The sequence below is a fragment of the Stenotrophomonas lactitubi genome, assembly GCF_002803515.1.
GTDB classification, from domain to species: Bacteria; Pseudomonadota; Gammaproteobacteria; order Xanthomonadales; family Xanthomonadaceae; genus Stenotrophomonas; species Stenotrophomonas lactitubi.
Genome location: NZ_PHQX01000001.1, coordinates 3,858,436 through 3,876,246, shown reverse-complemented (window position 1 = coordinate 3,876,246; position 17,811 = coordinate 3,858,436). Strand labels below are relative to the sequence as shown.

Genomic DNA, 17,811 nt, shown 5'->3' with positions numbered 1-17,811 from the left:
CCGAACCCCCTTTACCCCCGCGGTCGCCCGCGTGAGGGCACCAGTGCGAACGTATCCACTGCCAGCTTCTCGGCGTGGTTCAACCACGCGCGGATTTCCAGATCGTCCACTTCGTGGTCAAGACCGAACGACACGTTGATCTTGCCGTCTGCATCGGGCTGCACCCACTGCTGGGCCAGCACCACCTTGCGCTGCGAAGACACCGCTTCGATCCAGAAGCCGCGATCCGGGCGCGTACTCGCCACCAGCTGCAGCATGTACTGGCCGGCGCGGGTACGGCGGCCCTTCTGCGTGATCATGTGTGCCTGGCGCACGCTGGGGCGGGGGCCCTGGAACGCATCCAGCGGCGCATCCACGTCGATGCCGGTGCGCAGCTGGCCATCGCGGTACAGCTTGATGCCGTTGTCGCGGTTCACCAGCAGTGCGCACCAGTCGCCGTCGGCTGAGCCATCCTCGAACGCGGTGCAGCGATCGACGTAGGCGAGTGTGTTGTCCGGGTCAGCATCGTCGAACTGGCGCGAGGTGTTTTCCAGGTACACCGATTTCAGGTCCCAGTCCTTGTCGTACTCCAGCAGCACCGGCGGCTGCACGTGCTGCAGGCCGACCACGACCTGGTCATCGCCGTCGATCTTCAGCTGCCGGGTCGGTTCACCCAGCCACAGCGAGCGGGCGAAGGCCAGGTACTGCGGATAGTCGCGGCCGCCATCGTGGCGTGCGGCGGCGCTGGCACTCGGCGCGCGCTTTTCGTCCAGCAGCGAACGGCCAAAGCCCATCGTCTGCAGGTTCGGATCGAGCAGGCTGAGCAGGGTGGCACCGGAGTCCAGCGTCGAGCCGTCTTCGGCCGCCAGCTGGCGCGGGGCCACGCCGTCACCGAGGAACAGCAGCAGGTTCTCGCGCTTCTGCTTGGTCAGGATATGGCTGAGGTCATTGGGCATGGCCAGGTGATCTGAAGCGATCACGATCAGCGTGTCCTTGCCATACGGACTGGCCTGGATGCGCTCGACCAGCTGCGAGATCAGGCGGTCGGTGCACTTCAGCGCATTGAGCATGCTGATGTTGCCGTGCTGGCTCTGGTAACGCGTGCCTTTGCATGCCACCGGCAGATGCCCGGCCGGGTGGTGCGTGTCCATGGTCAGCGTGGTGAGCATGAACGGTGTGTCCTGCCGCGACAGCTGCTCGAAGCGCTGGTAGGCAGTGTCCAGCAGCACGTCGTCATGCACGCCCCATGCCGAGTAGTGGATGCGGCCGATCTTCTTCTGCTGCTTGAACCAGGCCAGGTCATGTACTTCATCGAAGCCATGACTGGCCAGGAACTGGCCCTTGCCGGCGAACTGGCCGTTGGCACCGCCCAGGTAATGGTTGGTGTAGCCCTGCTGCTTCAGGTAGTCACCCAGGCACACGGCCTTGGGCAGGAAGCTGCCCATCCGGTCCATGCTGTTCTCATCACCCTGCGAGGTGGTCAGCGGCACGCCGCACATCGACGACACCAGGCCTGCGATGGTCCAGCCGCCGCCTTCGGCTGAGGCCAGCCCGCGCACATCCAGCGACTTGGCCGCCAAGCGGTTGAGATTGGGCATCAGGCCGGGAAACACGGCCTCATCCAGATAGGTGCGCTCCAGGCTCTCGCCGTAGATCCAGACGATGTTGCGTGGGCGCTGCAGAGCCTGCGTGGGCACCTGGTATTCGGGGGCGATACGGGCGAAATCCACCGGGCGCAGCTGCTGGTACAGGCGTTGGCCATCGCGCGCCAGCGGGCTGATCATGATCGTGGCCACCCACAGCGCGGCGAAACCGGCAAACCACGCACCACCGGCCGTGGGGCGGCGCCAACGCTTCACCCGCGTCGCGAACAGCGGCAGCAGCGACACAGCAGCCAGCACGATGAAGCCGGCGATATAGCCCTTGAAGTCGGCGACACCGGCGCCTTCCATGTCCGCACCCAGGTGGTACAGGGTAGCGGCGTTGAGTCCGTCACCGGACAGCTTGTCGATCAGCCACCAGGCGCTGAGCGCCAGCAGCAACAGCGAGAACAAGCCGGCTTTCCACCACACCCACTTTGCGGACGCGAGGAACAACCAGGACAACAACAACAGCGACAGCAGCAGAATCCAGAGCATGGGCAGCTTCGGCAGTGACGGGGTGGCGATGGACGTCGTACCGACGCGTGTCCATCCGACCGGCGCTGCTGCAAGCACATCTGCATGACAGGCCGATGACCCGATAGTGCATGCACGAACCTGACTGAAATGTTTGTTGAAATCGCGCGTGCGATATCGCGCCGCGAACGTAAATCGAGCGTGAAAACTCACGCTCGATTGCATTAAAAACCGCATGAATGCGCTGTTTTCGTAGATCCACCACACGCGTGGATACGACAATGCATCAACGCTATCGATGTCCACGTTCCTCGCGCGAACGCGCACGCCGATCGAACAGCAATGCGCTGGTCACGATGCCCAGCCCAAGCACCACGCCGATCAACAGCAGCACCAAGGCGATGGCGGGATAGCCGAGCACATGCCAGCCGGTATCGATCTTCATCATCATCGCCGCCGCCATGATCAACGCTGCGCTGATGATGCCGGCCGCAACACGGTTGGCGATCTTCTGCAGGTTCTCCATCAGTCGCGACTCTTCCAGCCCGGTCACCTTCATCTGCAGGCGGTTCTCGGCCAGCAGCGCCATGATGTCCGAGAGCTTGCGCGGTCCGTCGCGCAGCAGTTGCTGCACCTCCATGGCTTCGCTGGCCAGGTTGGCCGCCGACAGCGATTTCTTCAGGCGCGCGCGCATCACATGCTGCAACTGGCGCTCGACGATGCGCCGCGTATCCAGGTCCGGTGCCAGCAGGCGGCATACGGTTTCAAGATTGAGCAGCGCCTTGCCGAGCAGGCTCAGCTCCGGCGGCGTACGCAATCCGGACGAGGTGGCGATGCGCACCATGTCCAGCACCACACGTCCTTCGGAGAAATTCGCGCTGGCCGCATAGCGCGCGATCAGCTGGCCGGTCTCGCGCAGGTAACGCTCTTCATCGAACGCCTCCAGCCGGGTGCTGATGCTGATCAGGTCGTCGGCCACTTCCTCGCCACGGCCATCGACGGCGGCGAACAGGATCTTCAGCAGTCGCTCGCGCAGGCGCGGCGGCATGTGCGCGACCATGCCCAGATCGAAGATCGCCAGGCGCCCATCGGGAAGTACCCGCAGATTGCCCGGGTGCGGATCGGCATGGATCTCGCCGTGCACGAAGATCTGGTCCAGATAGCCGCGGATCAGCGCCGCCGCCAGCGGGTCCATCGCCTGTTCGGTACGGCGCACATCGGGAATGGCATCCACGCGTACGCCGCTGGCAAGTTCCATGGTCAGCACGCGATGACTGCAGTAATCCCACAGCGGCTGCGGAATCCACAGGCGCCGGAACGGCTTCAGATGGCGACCGAAGCGCGACAGGTTCTCAGCCTCGGCGTGGTAGTCCAGCTCCTGCATCAGGGTCTTGGAGAACTCGTTGAGCCAGTCGCGCAGGCGCACGCGGCGACCGATCTGGGTCAGATGGTCGGCGGCCAGGGCGAAGCTGCGCAGCACTTCCAGATCCGAACGCAGCTGCGCGGCCACTTCCGGCTTCTGCACTTTCACCGCGACCTCGCGGCCGTCATGCAGCACCGCGCGATGCACCTGGGCGATCGACGCGCAACCCAGCGGCTGCGGATCGAATGCGGCGAACAGCTTGTTCACAGGCGCGCCCAGTTCCTGTTCGACGATGGCATGAATGCGTTCCACCGGGATCTCGGCGACCTTCTCCTGCATCCGCTCCAGCGCGGTGGCGAACTCCACCGGTACCATGTCCGGGCGGGTGGACAGCATCTGCCCGAGCTTGACGAAGGTTGGCCCCAGCGCTTCCAGGTCACTGACGAACTGCTCGGGATTGCCGTCGGGGGGCACATCGGTGTGACTGCCGGCAGCGTCCAGGTTCATGCCGGAGAACACGCCGGAATGGCGGTAGCGCATCAACAGGCGCAGGATCTGGCTGCGCCGGTTCATGCCCCGGATCAGCGGGGGATTGCCTGTGGCGGCGGGCGGCTTGCTCAAACAGAACTCCTCGAAAGCGACGCCCCGGCGGCCGTGATCTGGCGACCGGGTAGCGCCGGGCCATGCCCGGCGGGATCGGAATACGCTGCCAGTGTCCCTGCGCGGCGGTAGGCGCGCGGTGAACCCGCTACCGCAGGCGGCGCAGGATCGGTCAGAATCCGCTCATTCCCTTTACTGGATCCCCCATGGCCGGTGCCAGCCTGTTTGCCCTGCTCGACGATATCGCCTCCCTGCTCGACGACGTCTCGGTGCTGACCAAGGTCGCCGCCAAGAAGACCGCCGGCGTGCTGGGCGACGACCTGGCGCTGAACGCGCAGCAGGTGACCGGCGTCAACGCCAACCGCGAACTGCCGGTGGTGTGGGCGGTGGCCAAGGGCTCGCTGGTGAACAAGGTGATCCTGGTGCCGGCTGCGCTGGCGATCAGCGCATTGGAAGCCTGGCTGCACAGCCGTGGCTGGAACGTACCGCTGATCGTGCCGCTGATGATGATCGGCGGTGCCTTCCTGTGCTTCGAGGGCGTGGAGAAGCTGGCGCACCGTTTCCTGCATTCCGCCGACGAGGACGCCGAACACCAGGCTGAGCGGCGCAAGGCGCTGGCCGATGCGCAGGTGGACATGGTCGCGTGGGAGAAGGACAAGGTGAAGGGCGCGATCCGCACCGACTTCATCCTCTCGGCCGAAATCATCGTGCTGTCGCTGGGTGTGGTCGCCACGGCGTCGTTCATCAACCAGGTCAGTACCCTGGTGGTGATCGCGCTGGCGATGACCGTGTTCGTCTATGGGCTGGTGGCCGGCATCGTCAAGCTGGACGACCTGGGCCTGTACCTGTCGCGCAAGGGCGCGGCGCTGGCGGCGGTCGGCCGTGGTCTGTTGGTGTCGGCACCATGGCTGATGAAGTTCCTGTCGGTGGCCGGAACCGCGGCGATGTTCCTGGTCGGCGGCGGCATCCTGGTGCACAACGTGCCGGCGCTGCACCACGCGGTGCAGGCGCTGGGCGGTGAAGGCCAGTGGGGCTGGCTGGTCAACGCGATGGGCAACATGGTGGTCGGCATCATTGCCGGTGCGATCGTGCTGGCGGTGGTGACCGGCGTGCAGAAGCTGCGCGGCAAATAGCGCCAGCTCCTTCCCCGGTAGGGGCCGACCTTGGTCGGCGGTTTGTTTGTCGCGCGTGCCAACCAAGGTTGGCACCTACCAAGCGGTTTCCGGCGCCTTGCCCGGTAGAGGCCTACCTTGGTCGGCGGTTTGTTTGCTGCGCGTGCCAACCAAGGTTGGCACCTACCCAAGCGGTTTCCGGCGCCTTGCCCGGTAGGGGCCGACCTTGGTCGGCGGTTTGATTGCTGCGCGTGCCAACCAAGGTTGGCACCTACCAAGCGGTTTCCGGCGCGCCGGGGACTATCCGGCGTGCACCCGGTTCTTGCCTTCGCGCTTGGCCACATACAGGGCGTCATCGGCGCGTCGCAGCAACGTATCGGCATCGTCGCCCGGCTGCCATTGCGAAAGCCCGGCACTGAAATGCACCGGTACCCGCCGGTCCTGCACGGTCAGCACGCGATGCGCCAGTGAACGCTGCAGCCGCTGCACCGTGGCCATGCTGTCCGCGCCGGGGGTTTCCGGCAGTACCAGCACGAACTCGTCGCCACCCAGCCGGGCGATGCCATCGGTGGCACGCAGCAGCAGGCGGCACACCGACACCAGGTGCTGCAGCAGCGCGTCGCCGCCGGCGTGGCCGTGTTCGTCGTTGGTCTGGTGGAAATCATCCAGATCGATCACTGCCAGCCCCAACGGCGAGTTGTTGCGGGCGGCGCGGGCCAGCTCGCGTTGCAGCAGTTCATCCAGACCACGCCGGTTCAAGGCCTGGGTCAGCGGATCGATACGTGCCAGATCGCCGGCCGCGCGCAGATCCTGTTCCAGCTGGTTGATGCGCTGCTCGGCGCGCTCCACTTCCTGCCGCGCGCTGGCCAGGTGATCGCGCGCCTGCGCCGCCTGCTGCTGCACTTTGCCGGTGTCCTGCATCACTTCCTGCAGCAGGTGGTTGAGGTCGGCGATGCTGCGCGCCTCGCGCAGCTGCAGCGCGTAGCTGCCGATGCGGTCGTGGTATTCACCGGTACTGGCAGCCATGCCGTCCATGCGCTCGATGAACTCGCCCATCAGGCTACGCATGGCTGCTTTCGAATCGTCGATTCCCTGCCGCAGCAGGCCCTGCTTGTAGATCACCTCGCGCAGCTCGGCGCGGGTGCGCTCGACAGATTCGGCTTCCAGCGGCCCGGCCAGCAGTTGGCGCACGGCTGCGATCTGGCCCTGCAGCCAGCTGCGGTCATCCAGCAGCTCGCTGACGTTCTCCAGCAGCAGTGCGAACAACTCAAGCAACAACGCCTGCTGTTCCTGCCAGCTTTCGGCGCGCACGCCGATCTGGTGACCCAGCTCGCGCGCACCTTGTTCGATCGGCTCCAGTGCCGCGCCCGGTTGCCATTGGCGCAGGCGCACGGCCAACGCCTGCGCCTGCTCGCGCAGATCAGGATCGTGCTGCAGCAGCGCCACCACCGCGCCGCCCAGCAGCAACCGCAGCTGTTCGGACAGGCGCAGGCTGTCGGGCTGGCCATCGGGCGAATGCTGGTCGATGGTGCGGATGTATTTGTCGATCAGCTGCCGCATCGCCCGGCCATAGCGCGGCCAGTCGGCACTGGCCTGCGCCGACTGCAGGCGGTCGCCCATGTCGCCCAGCTCGCCGGGCAGGGTGGCCATGCCATTGGCGAAGGCAGCCAGCAGTGGCTCGGGTGCATCGGCTCCGGCAAACAGCTGCTGCAACGCCACGCTGTTCCCTCCCTGCAGTACCACCCGATCGCCGCGCCCGTCATCGACAACCGCGCGCACGCGCGCGGGCGGTCCGATGGCGGTGCCGGGGGCAGGGCGGGGGTCGGGCTGGTCCGTCATGGAACAAATCCTGGGGTGGCAGGGGGGCTGGTCACAGCATATCGGCGCAACTGGCGGTGGCTTGAACCGATAGGATGGGCGACAGGATGCCGCAGTGGAGGTGGGTATGCGTGTGATGTTGCTGGGGGCGACCGGACTGGTGGGCGGGCTGGCCCTGCCGATGCTGCTGGACGACCCGCGCTGCCGCGCGGTGGTGGCCCCGACCCGGCGGCCGCTGGACCTGCGTGACCCGAAACTGCACGCCCCGGTGCTGGACTTCGATCAGTTGCCGGATGCGCCGGGCTGGGCACCGGTGGATGCGGTGGTATGCGCGCTGGGCAGCACGATGGCCCAGGCGGGAAGCCGCGAGGCTTTCTACCGGATCGACCACGACTACCCGCTCGCCTTCGCCCGCCTGGCCAGGACCCAGGGCGCCCGTGCCTTCGTACTGAATTCGGCGGCGGGTGCCAATCCGGGTTCGGCCATCTTCTACAGCCGGGTAAAAGGCGAGCTGGAGCGCGACCTGCGCGCGCTGGGCTTTGCTTCGCTGACTCTGGTCCGGCCGGGCCTGATCGGCGGCCACCGCCCACAGGCGCGCCGTGGCGAACAGTTCGCCCTGCAGGTGCTGGGTGCATTGCGGCCGGTGCTGCCGCGTGCGTGGCGTATCAACCCGGCCACGCGTATTGCGCGGGCGCTGGTGAACGCGGCACTGGCGCCGGCACCGGGCGAGCACGTGGTGGCTTCGAAAGACCTGGTGGACTGATGTCGCGCGCGCTGCGTCTGACCCAACTGCTGCAGGTGCTGCGCCGCCATCGCCGGCCGGTGGCCGGGCAGGCGCTGGCCGATGAACTGGGCGTCAGCCTGCGCACGCTGTACCGCGATATCGAAACGCTGCGCGAACAGGGCGCCGACCTGCGCGGGGAAGCCGGTGTCGGCTACCAGCTGGAACCCGGCGACGTGCTGCCGCCGCTGACCTTGCCACCGGCGGAGATCGACGCGCTGGTGCTGGGCCTGCGCTGGGTGGCGGCACGCACCGAGCCGGCGCTGGCCGAGGCCGCGCGTGATGCGTTGGCACGCATCGCGCACGTGCTGCCGGCAGCACGCCGCGAAGCACTGCGTGACAGCGGCCTGCGGGTGGGTCCTTCGCGTACGGCGGCGAAGGTGCCCCCGGCGCGCCTGCAGGCCGTGCGCGAAGCCGTGGGCACGCAGCAGCGGCTGCAGTTCGCCTATGAAGATGCACAGGGGCGGCGCAGCGAGCGCGTGGTCTGGCCGTTCGCGCTGGGATACTTCGATGAAGTGCCGATGCTGGCGGCGTGGTGTGAGGGCCGCGAGGACTTCCGCCATTTCCGCCTGGATCGCATCCGCCATGTGCGCGCACTGCCGGATCACTATCTTGTGCCGCGCGCCACCTTGCTACGGCGCTGGCAAAAGGCGCAGGGCATCGCCCCGGATTGGCTGGACCGTTCGTGACGTACCAGCTTTGGTAGAGGTCGAGCTTGCTCAACGCTTTTGCTCTTTGCTCTCCGCTCTCGGTAGATGTCGAGCTTGCTCGTCGCTTTCGCTCTTTGCTCTTTGCTCTTGGTAGAGGTCGAGCTTGCTCGACTGCTCTTGCTGTTCGCGGAGAGCAGTCGAGCAAGCTCGACCTCTACCAGAGCCAGGGCAACAGCAGTCGAACAAGCTCGACATCTACCGGAGCTGGAGCAACACCAGCAAAGTAGGCTCAACACTGCTGACAGGAACTGTCAGCAGGGCAGGGCCACCATGAATGCTCCCAACAACGGAGCTTCCCCATGTTCAAGCCCAGCACCCTGCTGCAGTACGTGCGCGACGTCGCCACCAGCGCCACCTTCTACAGCGGCATCCTCGGCAAACCACCGGTCGAGCAGTCGCCCGGCTTCGCCCTGTTCCTGCTTGGTGATGGCGCCGCACTGGGCCTGTGGCAACGCGATGACGTGCAGCCGCCTGTCACTGCCGAGGCAGGTGCAGCCGAGCTGGCGATGGTGGTGGCGGATGCAGCAACGGTGCATCGCATGCACGACGAATGGCGCGCGCTTGGCGTGCAGATCACCCAGGCACCGGTGACGCTGGAATTTGGCCACACCTTCGTCGGCGTCGATCCCGATGGCCACCGCCTGCGTGTCTACAGCCGCGCCGAGGGCATGGTCGCGCGGAATTGATTCAGGGAGGGCGCCGGTACTTGCCGGCTCCTGGACCTACCCTTGCTTCTGTGCTGCTTCGATGACGATTGAAAATGTCTCGTCGTCTTCCGAATTCCATTCAATGGCCAGCTGGGCAAGCTCTCCGACCACATCGCGGCCTGGATTGCACCGCCTGAGCTCCTTGATGAATTGCCGGATATGACGGGGCGTCAGTTTACAACCTGGATAATTGAAGAGACTTAGCGCGGCGTCCGATGAAAGGTCCAGCAGGTCCGGCGCGAGGATGGAATAGGCTTTGATGTAGCGGGGGAATGGAATATCCGACAGGAAGTTCTCCGCTGCACACATGATCGACCCATCATGTGGCGGTTTCCGAAGAAATTCGCTCATGACCGCCAGGATGACCTCTTCTGACGGCGCATCCTTCAACGGTGTGTAGAAGTGGTCTGCATAGGCCCAGCAGCTCTTCTGGTCCACGACTGCATTCGACAGGTCATGCAGGGTCGAGATCCAGACATCGGCGTCCATCGGTGCAACCGGGGCAGTCTGATTGTTCTGGCCCTCTTGTTCATCATCGGCGATGAGTCCTCGACGCACGGACTTCCCGTTGCGCCATGTCATATGGCGTGAGTCCAGTAGCTTCCACATCTTCTCCTGCCCGAACCACATATCGTTCTGCGATGGAGGGGGACTTTCCGGGAAAAGCGAGAAGAAGTCAGAGAGGTAGACGGCGTGCGGACTGAAGTACTCGACAGTGAAGCTCAGTGCATCCTCACTGAGAGCATTGCCGGGAATCTCACCGTGAAATGCCGCGTGCAGGTTTGCGACGAGTTCCATTGGGGAATTTGACCGAGCGATGGTCGATCCCACCGCCTGATCGATGAAGGCGCCCGTTGAAGCCAACCATCGCAGATAGACCAGTGCTGGAATCGAAAGGTCGTCCAGTGCTTCTTCCGGTGATGGCAATGGCCCGAAGGGCCGCTCGCGAAACAGCTGGGCGCCCTTGGCCAGGAACGCATCAATGATGGTGGTTGGATTTGACATGGCAGAACAGACAGGTCTGGAGGCTCGATGCTAAGGAGCCTGGCGTGGAAGTCCATGCAACTATTCCCAAATGTGCTTGCGCGCACCTTCGGTTGACCAGCAAGAAGCAGCCGAGCATGGCTCGGCACTACAGTGGAGCGGACACAAAAAAACGCCGGGCATTGCCCGGCGTTTTCCATTCATGTGCCAACCAAGGTTGGCACCTGCCGGATCAGCTTGCCAGCGCCAGATCATCCATCATCGCGCGCAGGAAGCGGGCCGCTTCACCGCCGGTGGCGGCGCGGTGGTCGAAGGTCACTGACAGCGGAATGACCTTGTGCGCTTCCACGCCGCCCATCACCGGGGTCATCTGGTGGCGGGCACGGCCGGCACCGACGATGGCCACGCACGGCGGCACCACGACCGGGGTCGCGTAGCGGCCGGCGAACATGCCGAAGTTGGACAGCGAGATGGTGTAGCCGCTCAGTTCCGACGCCGCGATCGAACGCGCTTCCACCTGCTCGCGCAGACGGTTCACGCCTTCGCGGATGCCACGGGCATCCAGCATGTCGGCATTGCGCAGCGCCGGCACGAACAGGCCGTCGTCGGTATCAACGGCGATGCCGATGTCCACCTGCGCATGCAGGGTGCGGGTCAGCGCTTCACCGTCGAACCAGGCGTTCATCGCCGGCACCTTCTGCGCGGCGACCACGATCGAGCGCACCAGGCGCGCGGTGACGTCGTTGCCCGGCAGCCAGGCGTGGATGTCGGCGTCGTCGTTCAGCGTGGTCGGCACGACCTTGCTGTGCGCATCGGCCATGACGCGGGCCATGTTGCGGCGCACGCCCTTCAGCGGTTCCGGCTGGCCCTTGGCGACCACGCCCGGCGGCTGGGTGCGCATCGGCTTGCCAGCGGCAGACAGCGGGGTGCGTGCGTCGGACTGTACCGGCGCGGCCACCTGCGCCGGAGCCGGTGCGGCAGCAGCCGGTGCAGCAACCGCTGCCGGTGCGGCGCCGATCTTCGCGCTGCCATCGGCAGCGGCCTGCTTGACGTCGGCCATGGTCACCGCGCCATCGGTGCCGGTGGCACGCACGCGGCTCAGGTCCACGCCCAGCTTGCGCGCGGTGGCACGCACGGCCGGTACGGCCTTGACGCCGCCAACGGCCAGCGCCTGTTCGGCATGCACCGCGTTGGAGCTCTGCATCGCGCCGACCACGGTGCCGGCGTCATCACGCTCGGCGGCCGCCGGCTTGGCTTCTTCAGCAGCTACCGGGGCGGCTGCGGTCGGCAGCGGCGGCGGCGTCGGTGCGGCCGGAGCCGCCGGAGCGGCATGACCGTGGCTGTGGCCGGTGTCCTGGCCGTCAGCGCGCTGCGGCAGGTTCGGGTCCAGCGCGAAGCTGGCCAGCACCGCGCCGGTCGGGATGATGTCGCCGGCAGCGCCGGACAGCTTCAGCACCGTGCCGGAGAACGGCGAGGGCACTTCGACGACGGCCTTGGCGGTCTCCATCGAGACCAGCGGCTCGTCCAGCTTGATCACATCGCCTTCCTTGACGAACCACTCGACGATGGTCGCGTCCGGCAGGCCTTCGCCCAGGTCGGGCAGGTTGAAGTTCTTGGTCTGGCTCATTTGCAGTTCTCTTCCAGCAGTTCCAGTTCGCGGGCAGGCAACCAGCCCGTCGCGCCATTGGCGCGCTCGGACCACCACCACCCGCCGTGTTCGTGATGAAGCTTGACCATCTCGCCGTTCTCCACATCCAGCTCGCGGGCGTCATCGTCGCGCAGGGCTTCTGCGCGACCATCGTCCAACAGCTGCAACCACGCTACCGGTGCCCATCCGGCGCGCCCATCACTGGTGCGCACCCAGGCAAACGCCGGCCATTCCTCGTCACGTACGCCTACTTCGACGATCTGGCCGGTGCGGAACCGGAGCGGGTTGGGATACTGGCTGCGGTAAGCCCCGAGAAGGCGGGCCCGCATGTCAGCCTGCCGCCACCGCGCGCTTTGCCGCCGCCACGATCCGCTCCACGCTCGGCAGATACTTCATCTCCAGGCGGAACAGCGGAATGTGGGTGTCGTAGCCGGTAACGCGCTCGACCGGAGCCAGCAGGTCGTACAGCGATTCCTCGGCCAGGCGTGCGGCGATTTCCGCGCCGAAGCCCGCAGTCTTCGGGGCCTCCTGCACGATCACGCAGCGGCCGGTCTTGGCCACCGACTCGGCGATGGTGGCGAAGTCCAGCGGACGCAGCGTGGCCACGTCGATGACTTCGGCACTGATGCCTTCGCCGGCCAGCTTGTCGGCCGCTTCCAGCGCTTCCTTCACCTGCGCACCCCAGGTCACCAGGGTCACGTCGGTGCCGTCGCGCAGCACGAAGCACACGTCCAGCGGCAAGGCTTCGCCGTCGTTGACGACCACTTCCTTGTACTGGCGATAGATGCGCTTGGGCTCCATGTAGATCACCGGATCCGGCTCGCGGATCGCGGCCAGCAGCAGGCCATAGGCGCGCTGCGGCGAGGACGGCAGCACCACGCGCAGGCCCGGCACGTTGGTGAAGATCGCTTCGTTGGCTTCGCTGTGGTGTTCCGGCGCACGGATGCCACCACCCCACGGCACGCGCAGCACCATCGGGCAGTGCAGGCGGCCACGGGTGCGGTAACGCAGGCGCGCGGCGTGGCAGATGATGTGGTCGACCATCGGGTACATGAAGCCATCGAACTGGGCTTCGGCCACCGGCTTCATGCCCTGCGCGGCCAGGCCGATGGTGAGGCCGGCGATGGTGGTTTCATCCAGCGGGGTGTCGAGGATGCGGTCGGCGCCGAAGCGCTGCTGCAGGCCGGCGGTGGCGCGGAACACGCCGCCGTTGACGCCCACGTCTTCGCCCAGCACCAGCACCGACTTGTCGTGCTCCAGCTCCCAGGCCAGTGCCTGGGTGATGGCTTCGATGAGGGTGATCGGGGTGTCGGTCATGTTCTGTTCTCCGCGCGCGACGGCAGCGCTGTCGGCGGCGTTGGTGTGCGCGCTGGACGCGCCGTTCTTGATCTCATCCATGGCGCTGCTCCAGGGCGATCGCCTGGGCGCGCTGGGCCAGCAGGTCCTGCGGCGGGTCGGCATAGAGGAAATCGAACATCGCCTCGACCGGCTGCACCGGCGTGTTGAGGTACAGATTCACTTCCTCGTCCACGCGCTTGCCGCACTCGGCGGTCCAGGCAGCTTCTTCTTCCTCGCTCCAGACACCGGCGTTGGTCAAGTACTTGCGCAGGCGCAGCATCGGCTCGCGCTGCCAGGCATCCTTCACTTCGGCGTCGTCGCGGTAGCGGCGCGCGTCATCGGCGGTGGTGTGGTCGGACAGGCGATAGGTCATCAGTTCCAGCACGGTGCCGCCGTCGCCGGCCAGCGCACGTTCGCGCGCCTGCAGCATGGCCGCCATCACCGCGATCAGATCGTTGCCGTCCACCTGCAGGCAGTGCAGGCCGCCAGCCAAGCCCTTCTGTGCCAGCGTCTCGGCACCGGTCTGCGCCGAACGCGGGACCGAGATGGCCCAGCCGTTGTTGACGATGCACAGGATCAGCGGCAGCTTGTAGGCGCCGGCCGAATTCAGCGCAGCGTAGAAGTCGGTCTTGGAGCTGCCGCCGTCGCCGCACACGGCCACCGCGATCTGCGGTTCCTTGTTGAGCTTGAACTTCAGCGCAGCGCCTGCGGCGTGCAGGCACTGGGTGGAGATCGGCACGCAGAACGGGAAGTCCTTGGCCGCATTGCCGCCGTAGTCGTTGCCGCGCTCGTCGCCGCCCCAGTACATCAGCACGTCGTGCGGGCGCACGCCACGCATGAACATCGCGCCGTACTCGCGGTAGGACGGTGCGAACACGTCGTCCTTCTGCATCGAGGCGCCGATGCCCACATGCGCGGCTTCGTGGCCGAGGCAGGCGGCGTAGGTGCCCAGCTTGCCGGTGCGCTGCAGCGCGATCGACTTGCCGTCGAACACGCGCACGAACAGCATCTGCTTGAACATCGGCAGCAACGCGCGCGGGTCGCGCAGGGCTTCGGGCAGATCATCGCGGACGAGCGTGCCGTCCGTGTCCAGATACTGCAGGTATTCGATCTTGAACTCAGCGGCAACCGTCATTGCGTACTGCACCTTCGACAGAGAAGTTACAAATGATATGAATCGCCATGTTAAGGAATGCGTACGAAAAAGCTCTCCTGCGGCGCAGCACGGCCTGCCGGCCTTTGTACCCCCTTCCGGGTGCTTGATGCCAATAACTTCAGCGTATTCAGCCATTGCTGCAAAGCATCACAAACGGCCCTGGGCTGAGCGCCAGTAGAACGGCGCAAACGGTTCCACGCGCAACGGCCGTTCCACAGCCGCGCCGCACGCCCCGGTACGGTCATCGCGGCTGCCAGCGCGGCAGCAACGCGCTACCCTTGCCGCCCCCGATCTGGTCCCGCCCATGTCCGTCGACAACAACCAACGCGATCTCGAAGCCGGTATCCACACCGATCTGCAGGGGCGGCTGACCTACGGCGGCTACCTGCGGCTGGACCAGCTGCTCAGCGCGCAGCAGCCGCTGTCCAGTCCGCCGCATCACGACGAGATGCTCTTCATCATCCAGCACCAGACCTCCGAGCTGTGGCTGAAGCTGCTGGGCCACGAGCTGGGTGCGGCAATCGGTTTCCTGCAGCGCGACGAGGTCTGGCAGTGCCGCAAGGTGCTGGCGCGCAGCAAGCAGGTGCTGCGCCAGCTGACCGAGCAGTGGTCGGTACTGGAGACGCTCACTCCGTCCGAGTACATGGGTTTCCGCGACGTGCTGGGCCCGTCCTCGGGCTTCCAGTCGCTGCAGTACCGCTACATCGAGTTCCTGCTGGGCAACAAGAACGCGCAGATGCTGCAGGTGTTCGAGCACGACACGGCCGGGCAGGCGCAGCTGCGCACCGTGCTGGAGGCGCCGAGCCTGTACGAGGAGTTCCTGAAGTACCTGGCCCGCTTCGGCCACGCCGTGCCGGCGGTGTACGAGGCGCACGACTGGACCCAGCCGCATGTGGCCGATGACGCACTGCAGCCGGTCTTTGAACGCATCTACCAGGACACTGACCGCTACTGGCGCGAGTACGCGCTGTGCGAGGACCTGGTGGACCTGGAAACGGCCTTCCAGCTGTGGCGGTTCCGACACATGCGCACGGTGATGCGGGTGATCGGCTTCAAGCGCGGCACCGGCGGCTCCTCCGGCGTGGGCTTCCTGGCCAAGGCGCTGGAGCTGACCTTCTTCCCTGAATTGTTCCAGGTGCGTACCACGCTGCAGGTCGCGCCCCCGCCGGATCTGGCCTGATCCCCATTCAGCTTGGCCGCCCGCGGCTGGCTGGATCGTTTCAGATGCAAGTTCAGCGAGCAGGCAGCGACCTGCCTCAAACGGCGTGTATTTGACGTGAACGCCAGAAGTCGGTGATCCTCGCGCGTTGCTTCACCGCACATCGGACGTGCCTCCATCCACCGAACCAGGAATTCCGCATGAGCGTAAACGCCACTGCGAACACCCCAGAGCCGGCGCTGCCGGACTTCAACACCACGATGGGCCACCCGCGCCCGTTGTGGATGCTGTTCATGACCGAGTTCTGGGAGCGCTTTGCGTTCTACGGCATCCGCTGGGCCTTGGTGCTGTACATCGTTGCCCAGTTCTACAACGGCAACGCCGCCGGTGAAGGCGACGCCAGCCGCATCTACGGTGCCTACCTGGCGCTGGTGTATGCCGCCGCGATCTTCGGCGGCTACGTGGCCGACCGGGTACTGGGTTACCAGCGCTCGATCCTGACCGGCGCGATCATCATGGCCGTCGGCCTGTTCATGATCTCGCTGCCGCAGGAGCACATCTTCAAGCTCGGCCTGGCCACGATCATCGTCGGCAACGGTCTGTTCAAGCCCAACATCTCGACCATGGTCGGCAAGCTGTACGGCCTGAAGGACGAACGCCGCGACTCGGGCTTCACCATCTTCTACATGGGCATCAACATCGGCGCGATGATCGCCCCGGTGCTGACCGAGTACCTGGCCCGCAAGGTCTTCGGCACCTCGGAAATGCCCTCCTACAAGGTCGTGTTCATTGCCTCCGGCGTGGGCATGCTGATCTCGCTGGTGTGGTTCTACATCGGTCGTGCCGGCCTGAAGGGCATCGGTGCACCGCCGGCTGGTGCTGAAGGTTTCGGCCGCATCATCATGGTGCTGGTCGGTTCGCTGTTCGCCATTCCGGTGGCTTACTTCCTGCTCGCCACCGGCGCCACCGCGCTGGCCTGGATCCTCGGCGTGATGTTTGCCGCCCTGGCCGTGCTGCTGCTGGTGGAAGGCATCCGCGAGGGCAAGGTGCAGCGCGACCGCGTGATCGCCATGCTGATCATCTTCGCCTTCAACGTCATGTTCTGGATGTTCTTCGAACAGGCCGGCAGCTCCTTCACCTTCCTGGCCGAGAACATCGTCAACCGCCAGCTGGGTGAGTGGACCTTCCCGACCGCATGGTTCCAGTCGGTCAACTCGGTGGCGATCATCACCCTGGCGCCGATCATCGCCTGGATCTGGGTGGCCCTGGGCCGCGCCAATCCGTCCATCCCGCGCAAGTTCGGCCTCGGCCTGCTGTTCAACGGCGCGGCCTTCGCACTGCTGATGTTCGCCCTGTCGACCATGGTTGTGGACGGCAAGATCCCGTTCTGGACCCTGTTCATGGTCTATGTCATCCAGTCGGTCGGTGAGCTGTGCCTGTCGCCGATCGGCCTGTCGATGGTGACCAAGCTGGCACCGGTGCGCCTGGTCGGCTTCGGCATGGGCGGCTGGTTCCTGTCCACGGGCATCGGCAACAACCTGTCGGGCATCTTCGCCGGCGCGGTCAGTGGTGAAGGCGGCATGACGGTCGAATCTGCACTGAAGGGGTATACCTTCGGGTTCTGGGCCTTGATCGGTTCGGGTGTGGTCCTGTTCCTGGTCGCGCCGCTGATCAACAAGCTGATGCACGGCGTGAAGTAATGAGAGGGTAGTGGGCATGCGTACAACGTTCGGTGGTGCAGTGGTGGCAGTGGTGTGTGCGGCGCTGATCGGCGCCTGTTCGCAGCCTCAACCTCCCGCTGCCCCCGAACCCACGCAGCCCCTCGATACCCGCCCCACCGAGCCACCGGTCGCTGACCCCAGCGAACCGGTGGCCTCGGGCAACACCCCGGCGGCGGCCGATATCGCCGCCATCGCCGGGCTTGGCGCGCAGTTCGACCCGGCCCGCAATCCCGTTGCCGACCTGGAAACGGCCAAGGTCGAAGCCCAGCGCGGCAACAAGCGGATCATCCTGGAAGTGGGCAACGCCGCCTGCGAGCCCTGCCATGCGCTGGATGAAGCCGTGGAAGGCAATGGCGATCTGCGCCGCTTCCGTGATGCCCACTATGTGTGGGTCAAGGTCAACGACAGTGCCGAGAATCCGAACGCGGCCTTCCTGGGCCAGTTCCCGCCGCTGCAAGGCGAGCATCCGCACCTGCTGGTGATCGATGCCGACGGCACGCTGCTGGCGCCACAGCCCAGCGAAGCGATGCACAAGGGCAAGACCGTGCAGACCGCACGCGTGATGGCGTTCCTCAAGCAGTGGGCGCCTGACCGGTAGCACAGGGCCTGCCCGGCAGC

The 17,811-nt window shown here is 65.8% G+C and carries 15 protein-coding genes; 7 read left to right on the top strand and 8 right to left on the bottom strand.

Features of this window, described 5'->3' with window-relative positions:
* Window positions 1-11: 11 nt before the first annotated feature.
* On the bottom strand, window positions 12-2,117 hold the full coding sequence (locus CR156_RS18250; RefSeq protein ID WP_100553848.1) for a phosphoglycerol transferase I: 2,106 nt from the start codon (window positions 2,115-2,117) through the stop codon (window positions 12-14).
* Between the two features lie 271 nt (window positions 2,118-2,388).
* Window positions 2,389-4,032 carry an ABC1 kinase family protein gene (locus CR156_RS18245; protein WP_230112444.1) on the bottom strand — a complete coding sequence of 548 codons (1,644 nt, stop codon included), beginning with the start codon at window positions 4,030-4,032 and terminating at the stop codon, window positions 2,389-2,391.
* Between the two features lie 233 nt (window positions 4,033-4,265).
* On the opposite strand from CR156_RS18245, the gene CR156_RS18240 reads away from it, so the two are divergent.
* A complete protein-coding gene (locus tag CR156_RS18240; protein WP_100553846.1) occupies window positions 4,266-5,192 on the top strand; it encodes a DUF808 domain-containing protein in 927 nt (308 codons plus the stop codon).
* 279 nt (window positions 5,193-5,471) lie between these two features.
* On the opposite strand, the gene CR156_RS18235 is transcribed toward CR156_RS18240, so the two are convergent.
* Window positions 5,472-7,010, bottom strand: coding sequence for a GGDEF domain-containing protein (locus CR156_RS18235; RefSeq protein ID WP_100553845.1), 1,539 nt, complete (start codon window positions 7,008-7,010; stop codon window positions 5,472-5,474).
* Between the two features lie 106 nt (window positions 7,011-7,116).
* Here CR156_RS18235 and CR156_RS18230 point away from each other — a divergent pair, with 106 nt between their 5' ends.
* From CR156_RS18230 to CR156_RS18220, 3 genes are all read left to right on the top strand, one after another.
* Window positions 7,117-7,752, top strand: coding sequence for a Rossmann-fold NAD(P)-binding domain-containing protein (locus CR156_RS18230; protein WP_191077700.1), 636 nt, complete (start codon window positions 7,117-7,119; stop codon window positions 7,750-7,752).
* On the top strand, window positions 7,752-8,459 hold the full coding sequence (locus CR156_RS18225; RefSeq protein ID WP_100553843.1) for a helix-turn-helix transcriptional regulator: 708 nt from the start codon (window positions 7,752-7,754) through the stop codon (window positions 8,457-8,459). The genes CR156_RS18230 and CR156_RS18225 overlap by 1 nt, the downstream gene beginning before the upstream one ends.
* Before the next feature lie 320 nt (window positions 8,460-8,779).
* Entirely contained in the window at window positions 8,780-9,166 is a 387-nt protein-coding gene (locus CR156_RS18220; protein WP_100553842.1) for a VOC family protein, read from the top strand.
* Between the two features lie 36 nt (window positions 9,167-9,202).
* Here the strand turns inward: CR156_RS18220 and CR156_RS23005 are convergent, their stop codons facing one another.
* The 5 genes from CR156_RS23005 to pdhA form a co-directional block, all read right to left on the bottom strand.
* Window positions 9,203-10,192, bottom strand: coding sequence for a hypothetical protein (locus CR156_RS23005; protein WP_100553841.1), 990 nt, complete (start codon window positions 10,190-10,192; stop codon window positions 9,203-9,205).
* A gap of 211 nt (window positions 10,193-10,403) precedes the next feature.
* On the bottom strand, window positions 10,404-11,798 hold the full coding sequence (locus CR156_RS18210; RefSeq protein ID WP_089237418.1) for a dihydrolipoamide acetyltransferase family protein: 1,395 nt from the start codon (window positions 11,796-11,798) through the stop codon (window positions 10,404-10,406).
* On the bottom strand, window positions 11,795-12,148 hold the full coding sequence (locus CR156_RS18205; RefSeq protein ID WP_100553840.1) for an SH3 domain-containing protein: 354 nt from the start codon (window positions 12,146-12,148) through the stop codon (window positions 11,795-11,797). The genes CR156_RS18210 and CR156_RS18205 overlap by 4 nt, the downstream gene beginning before the upstream one ends.
* 1 nt (window position 12,149) lies before the next feature.
* Window positions 12,150-13,217, bottom strand: coding sequence for an alpha-ketoacid dehydrogenase subunit beta (locus CR156_RS18200; protein WP_089237416.1), 1,068 nt, complete (start codon window positions 13,215-13,217; stop codon window positions 12,150-12,152).
* Entirely contained in the window at window positions 13,210-14,292 is a 1,083-nt protein-coding gene (gene pdhA / locus CR156_RS18195) for a pyruvate dehydrogenase (acetyl-transferring) E1 component subunit alpha (protein WP_032976633.1), read from the bottom strand. Before pdhA ends, CR156_RS18200 begins: the two co-directional genes overlap by 8 nt.
* Before the next feature lie 325 nt (window positions 14,293-14,617).
* On the opposite strand from pdhA, the gene CR156_RS18190 reads away from it, so the two are divergent.
* From CR156_RS18190 to CR156_RS18180, 3 genes are all read left to right on the top strand, one after another.
* On the top strand, window positions 14,618-15,493 hold the full coding sequence (locus CR156_RS18190; protein WP_099819712.1) for a tryptophan 2,3-dioxygenase: 876 nt from the start codon (window positions 14,618-14,620) through the stop codon (window positions 15,491-15,493).
* A gap of 179 nt (window positions 15,494-15,672) precedes the next feature.
* Entirely contained in the window at window positions 15,673-17,172 is a 1,500-nt protein-coding gene (locus tag CR156_RS18185; protein WP_100553839.1) for a peptide MFS transporter, read from the top strand.
* Between the two features lie 16 nt (window positions 17,173-17,188).
* Window positions 17,189-17,791 carry a thioredoxin family protein gene (locus CR156_RS18180; protein ID WP_100462741.1) on the top strand — a complete coding sequence of 201 codons (603 nt, stop codon included), beginning with the start codon at window positions 17,189-17,191 and terminating at the stop codon, window positions 17,789-17,791.
* Window positions 17,792-17,811: the final 20 nt, after the last annotated feature.

Bases quoted from the DNA above. Each gene is read 5' to 3' on its own strand.
- CR156_RS18200 (WP_089237416.1), bottom strand. From the start codon at position 13,217: ATGGATGAGATCAAGAACGGCGCGTCCAGCGCGCACACCAACGCCGCC.
- CR156_RS18210 (WP_089237418.1), bottom strand. From the start codon at position 11,798: ATGAGCCAGACCAAGAACTTCAACCTGCCCGACCTGGGCGAAGGCCTG.
- CR156_RS18220 (WP_100553842.1), top strand. From the start codon at position 8,780: ATGTTCAAGCCCAGCACCCTGCTGCAGTACGTGCGCGACGTCGCCACC.
- CR156_RS18225 (WP_100553843.1), top strand. From the start codon at position 7,752: ATGTCGCGCGCGCTGCGTCTGACCCAACTGCTGCAGGTGCTGCGCCGC.
- CR156_RS18180 (WP_100462741.1), top strand. From the start codon at position 17,189: ATGCGTACAACGTTCGGTGGTGCAGTGGTGGCAGTGGTGTGTGCGGCG.
- CR156_RS18185 (WP_100553839.1), top strand. From the start codon at position 15,673: ATGAGCGTAAACGCCACTGCGAACACCCCAGAGCCGGCGCTGCCGGAC.
- CR156_RS18245 (WP_230112444.1), bottom strand. From the start codon at position 4,032: ATGAACCGGCGCAGCCAGATCCTGCGCCTGTTGATGCGCTACCGCCAT.
- CR156_RS18235 (WP_100553845.1), bottom strand. From the start codon at position 7,010: ATGACGGACCAGCCCGACCCCCGCCCTGCCCCCGGCACCGCCATCGGA.
- CR156_RS18250 (WP_100553848.1), bottom strand. From the start codon at position 2,117: ATGCTCTGGATTCTGCTGCTGTCGCTGTTGTTGTTGTCCTGGTTGTTC.
- pdhA (WP_032976633.1), bottom strand. From the start codon at position 14,292: ATGACGGTTGCCGCTGAGTTCAAGATCGAATACCTGCAGTATCTGGAC.
- CR156_RS18205 (WP_100553840.1), bottom strand. From the start codon at position 12,148: ATGCGGGCCCGCCTTCTCGGGGCTTACCGCAGCCAGTATCCCAACCCG.
- CR156_RS18230 (WP_191077700.1), top strand. From the start codon at position 7,117: ATGCGTGTGATGTTGCTGGGGGCGACCGGACTGGTGGGCGGGCTGGCC.
- CR156_RS23005 (WP_100553841.1), bottom strand. From the start codon at position 10,192: ATGTCAAATCCAACCACCATCATTGATGCGTTCCTGGCCAAGGGCGCC.
- CR156_RS18190 (WP_099819712.1), top strand. From the start codon at position 14,618: ATGTCCGTCGACAACAACCAACGCGATCTCGAAGCCGGTATCCACACC.
- CR156_RS18240 (WP_100553846.1), top strand. From the start codon at position 4,266: ATGGCCGGTGCCAGCCTGTTTGCCCTGCTCGACGATATCGCCTCCCTG.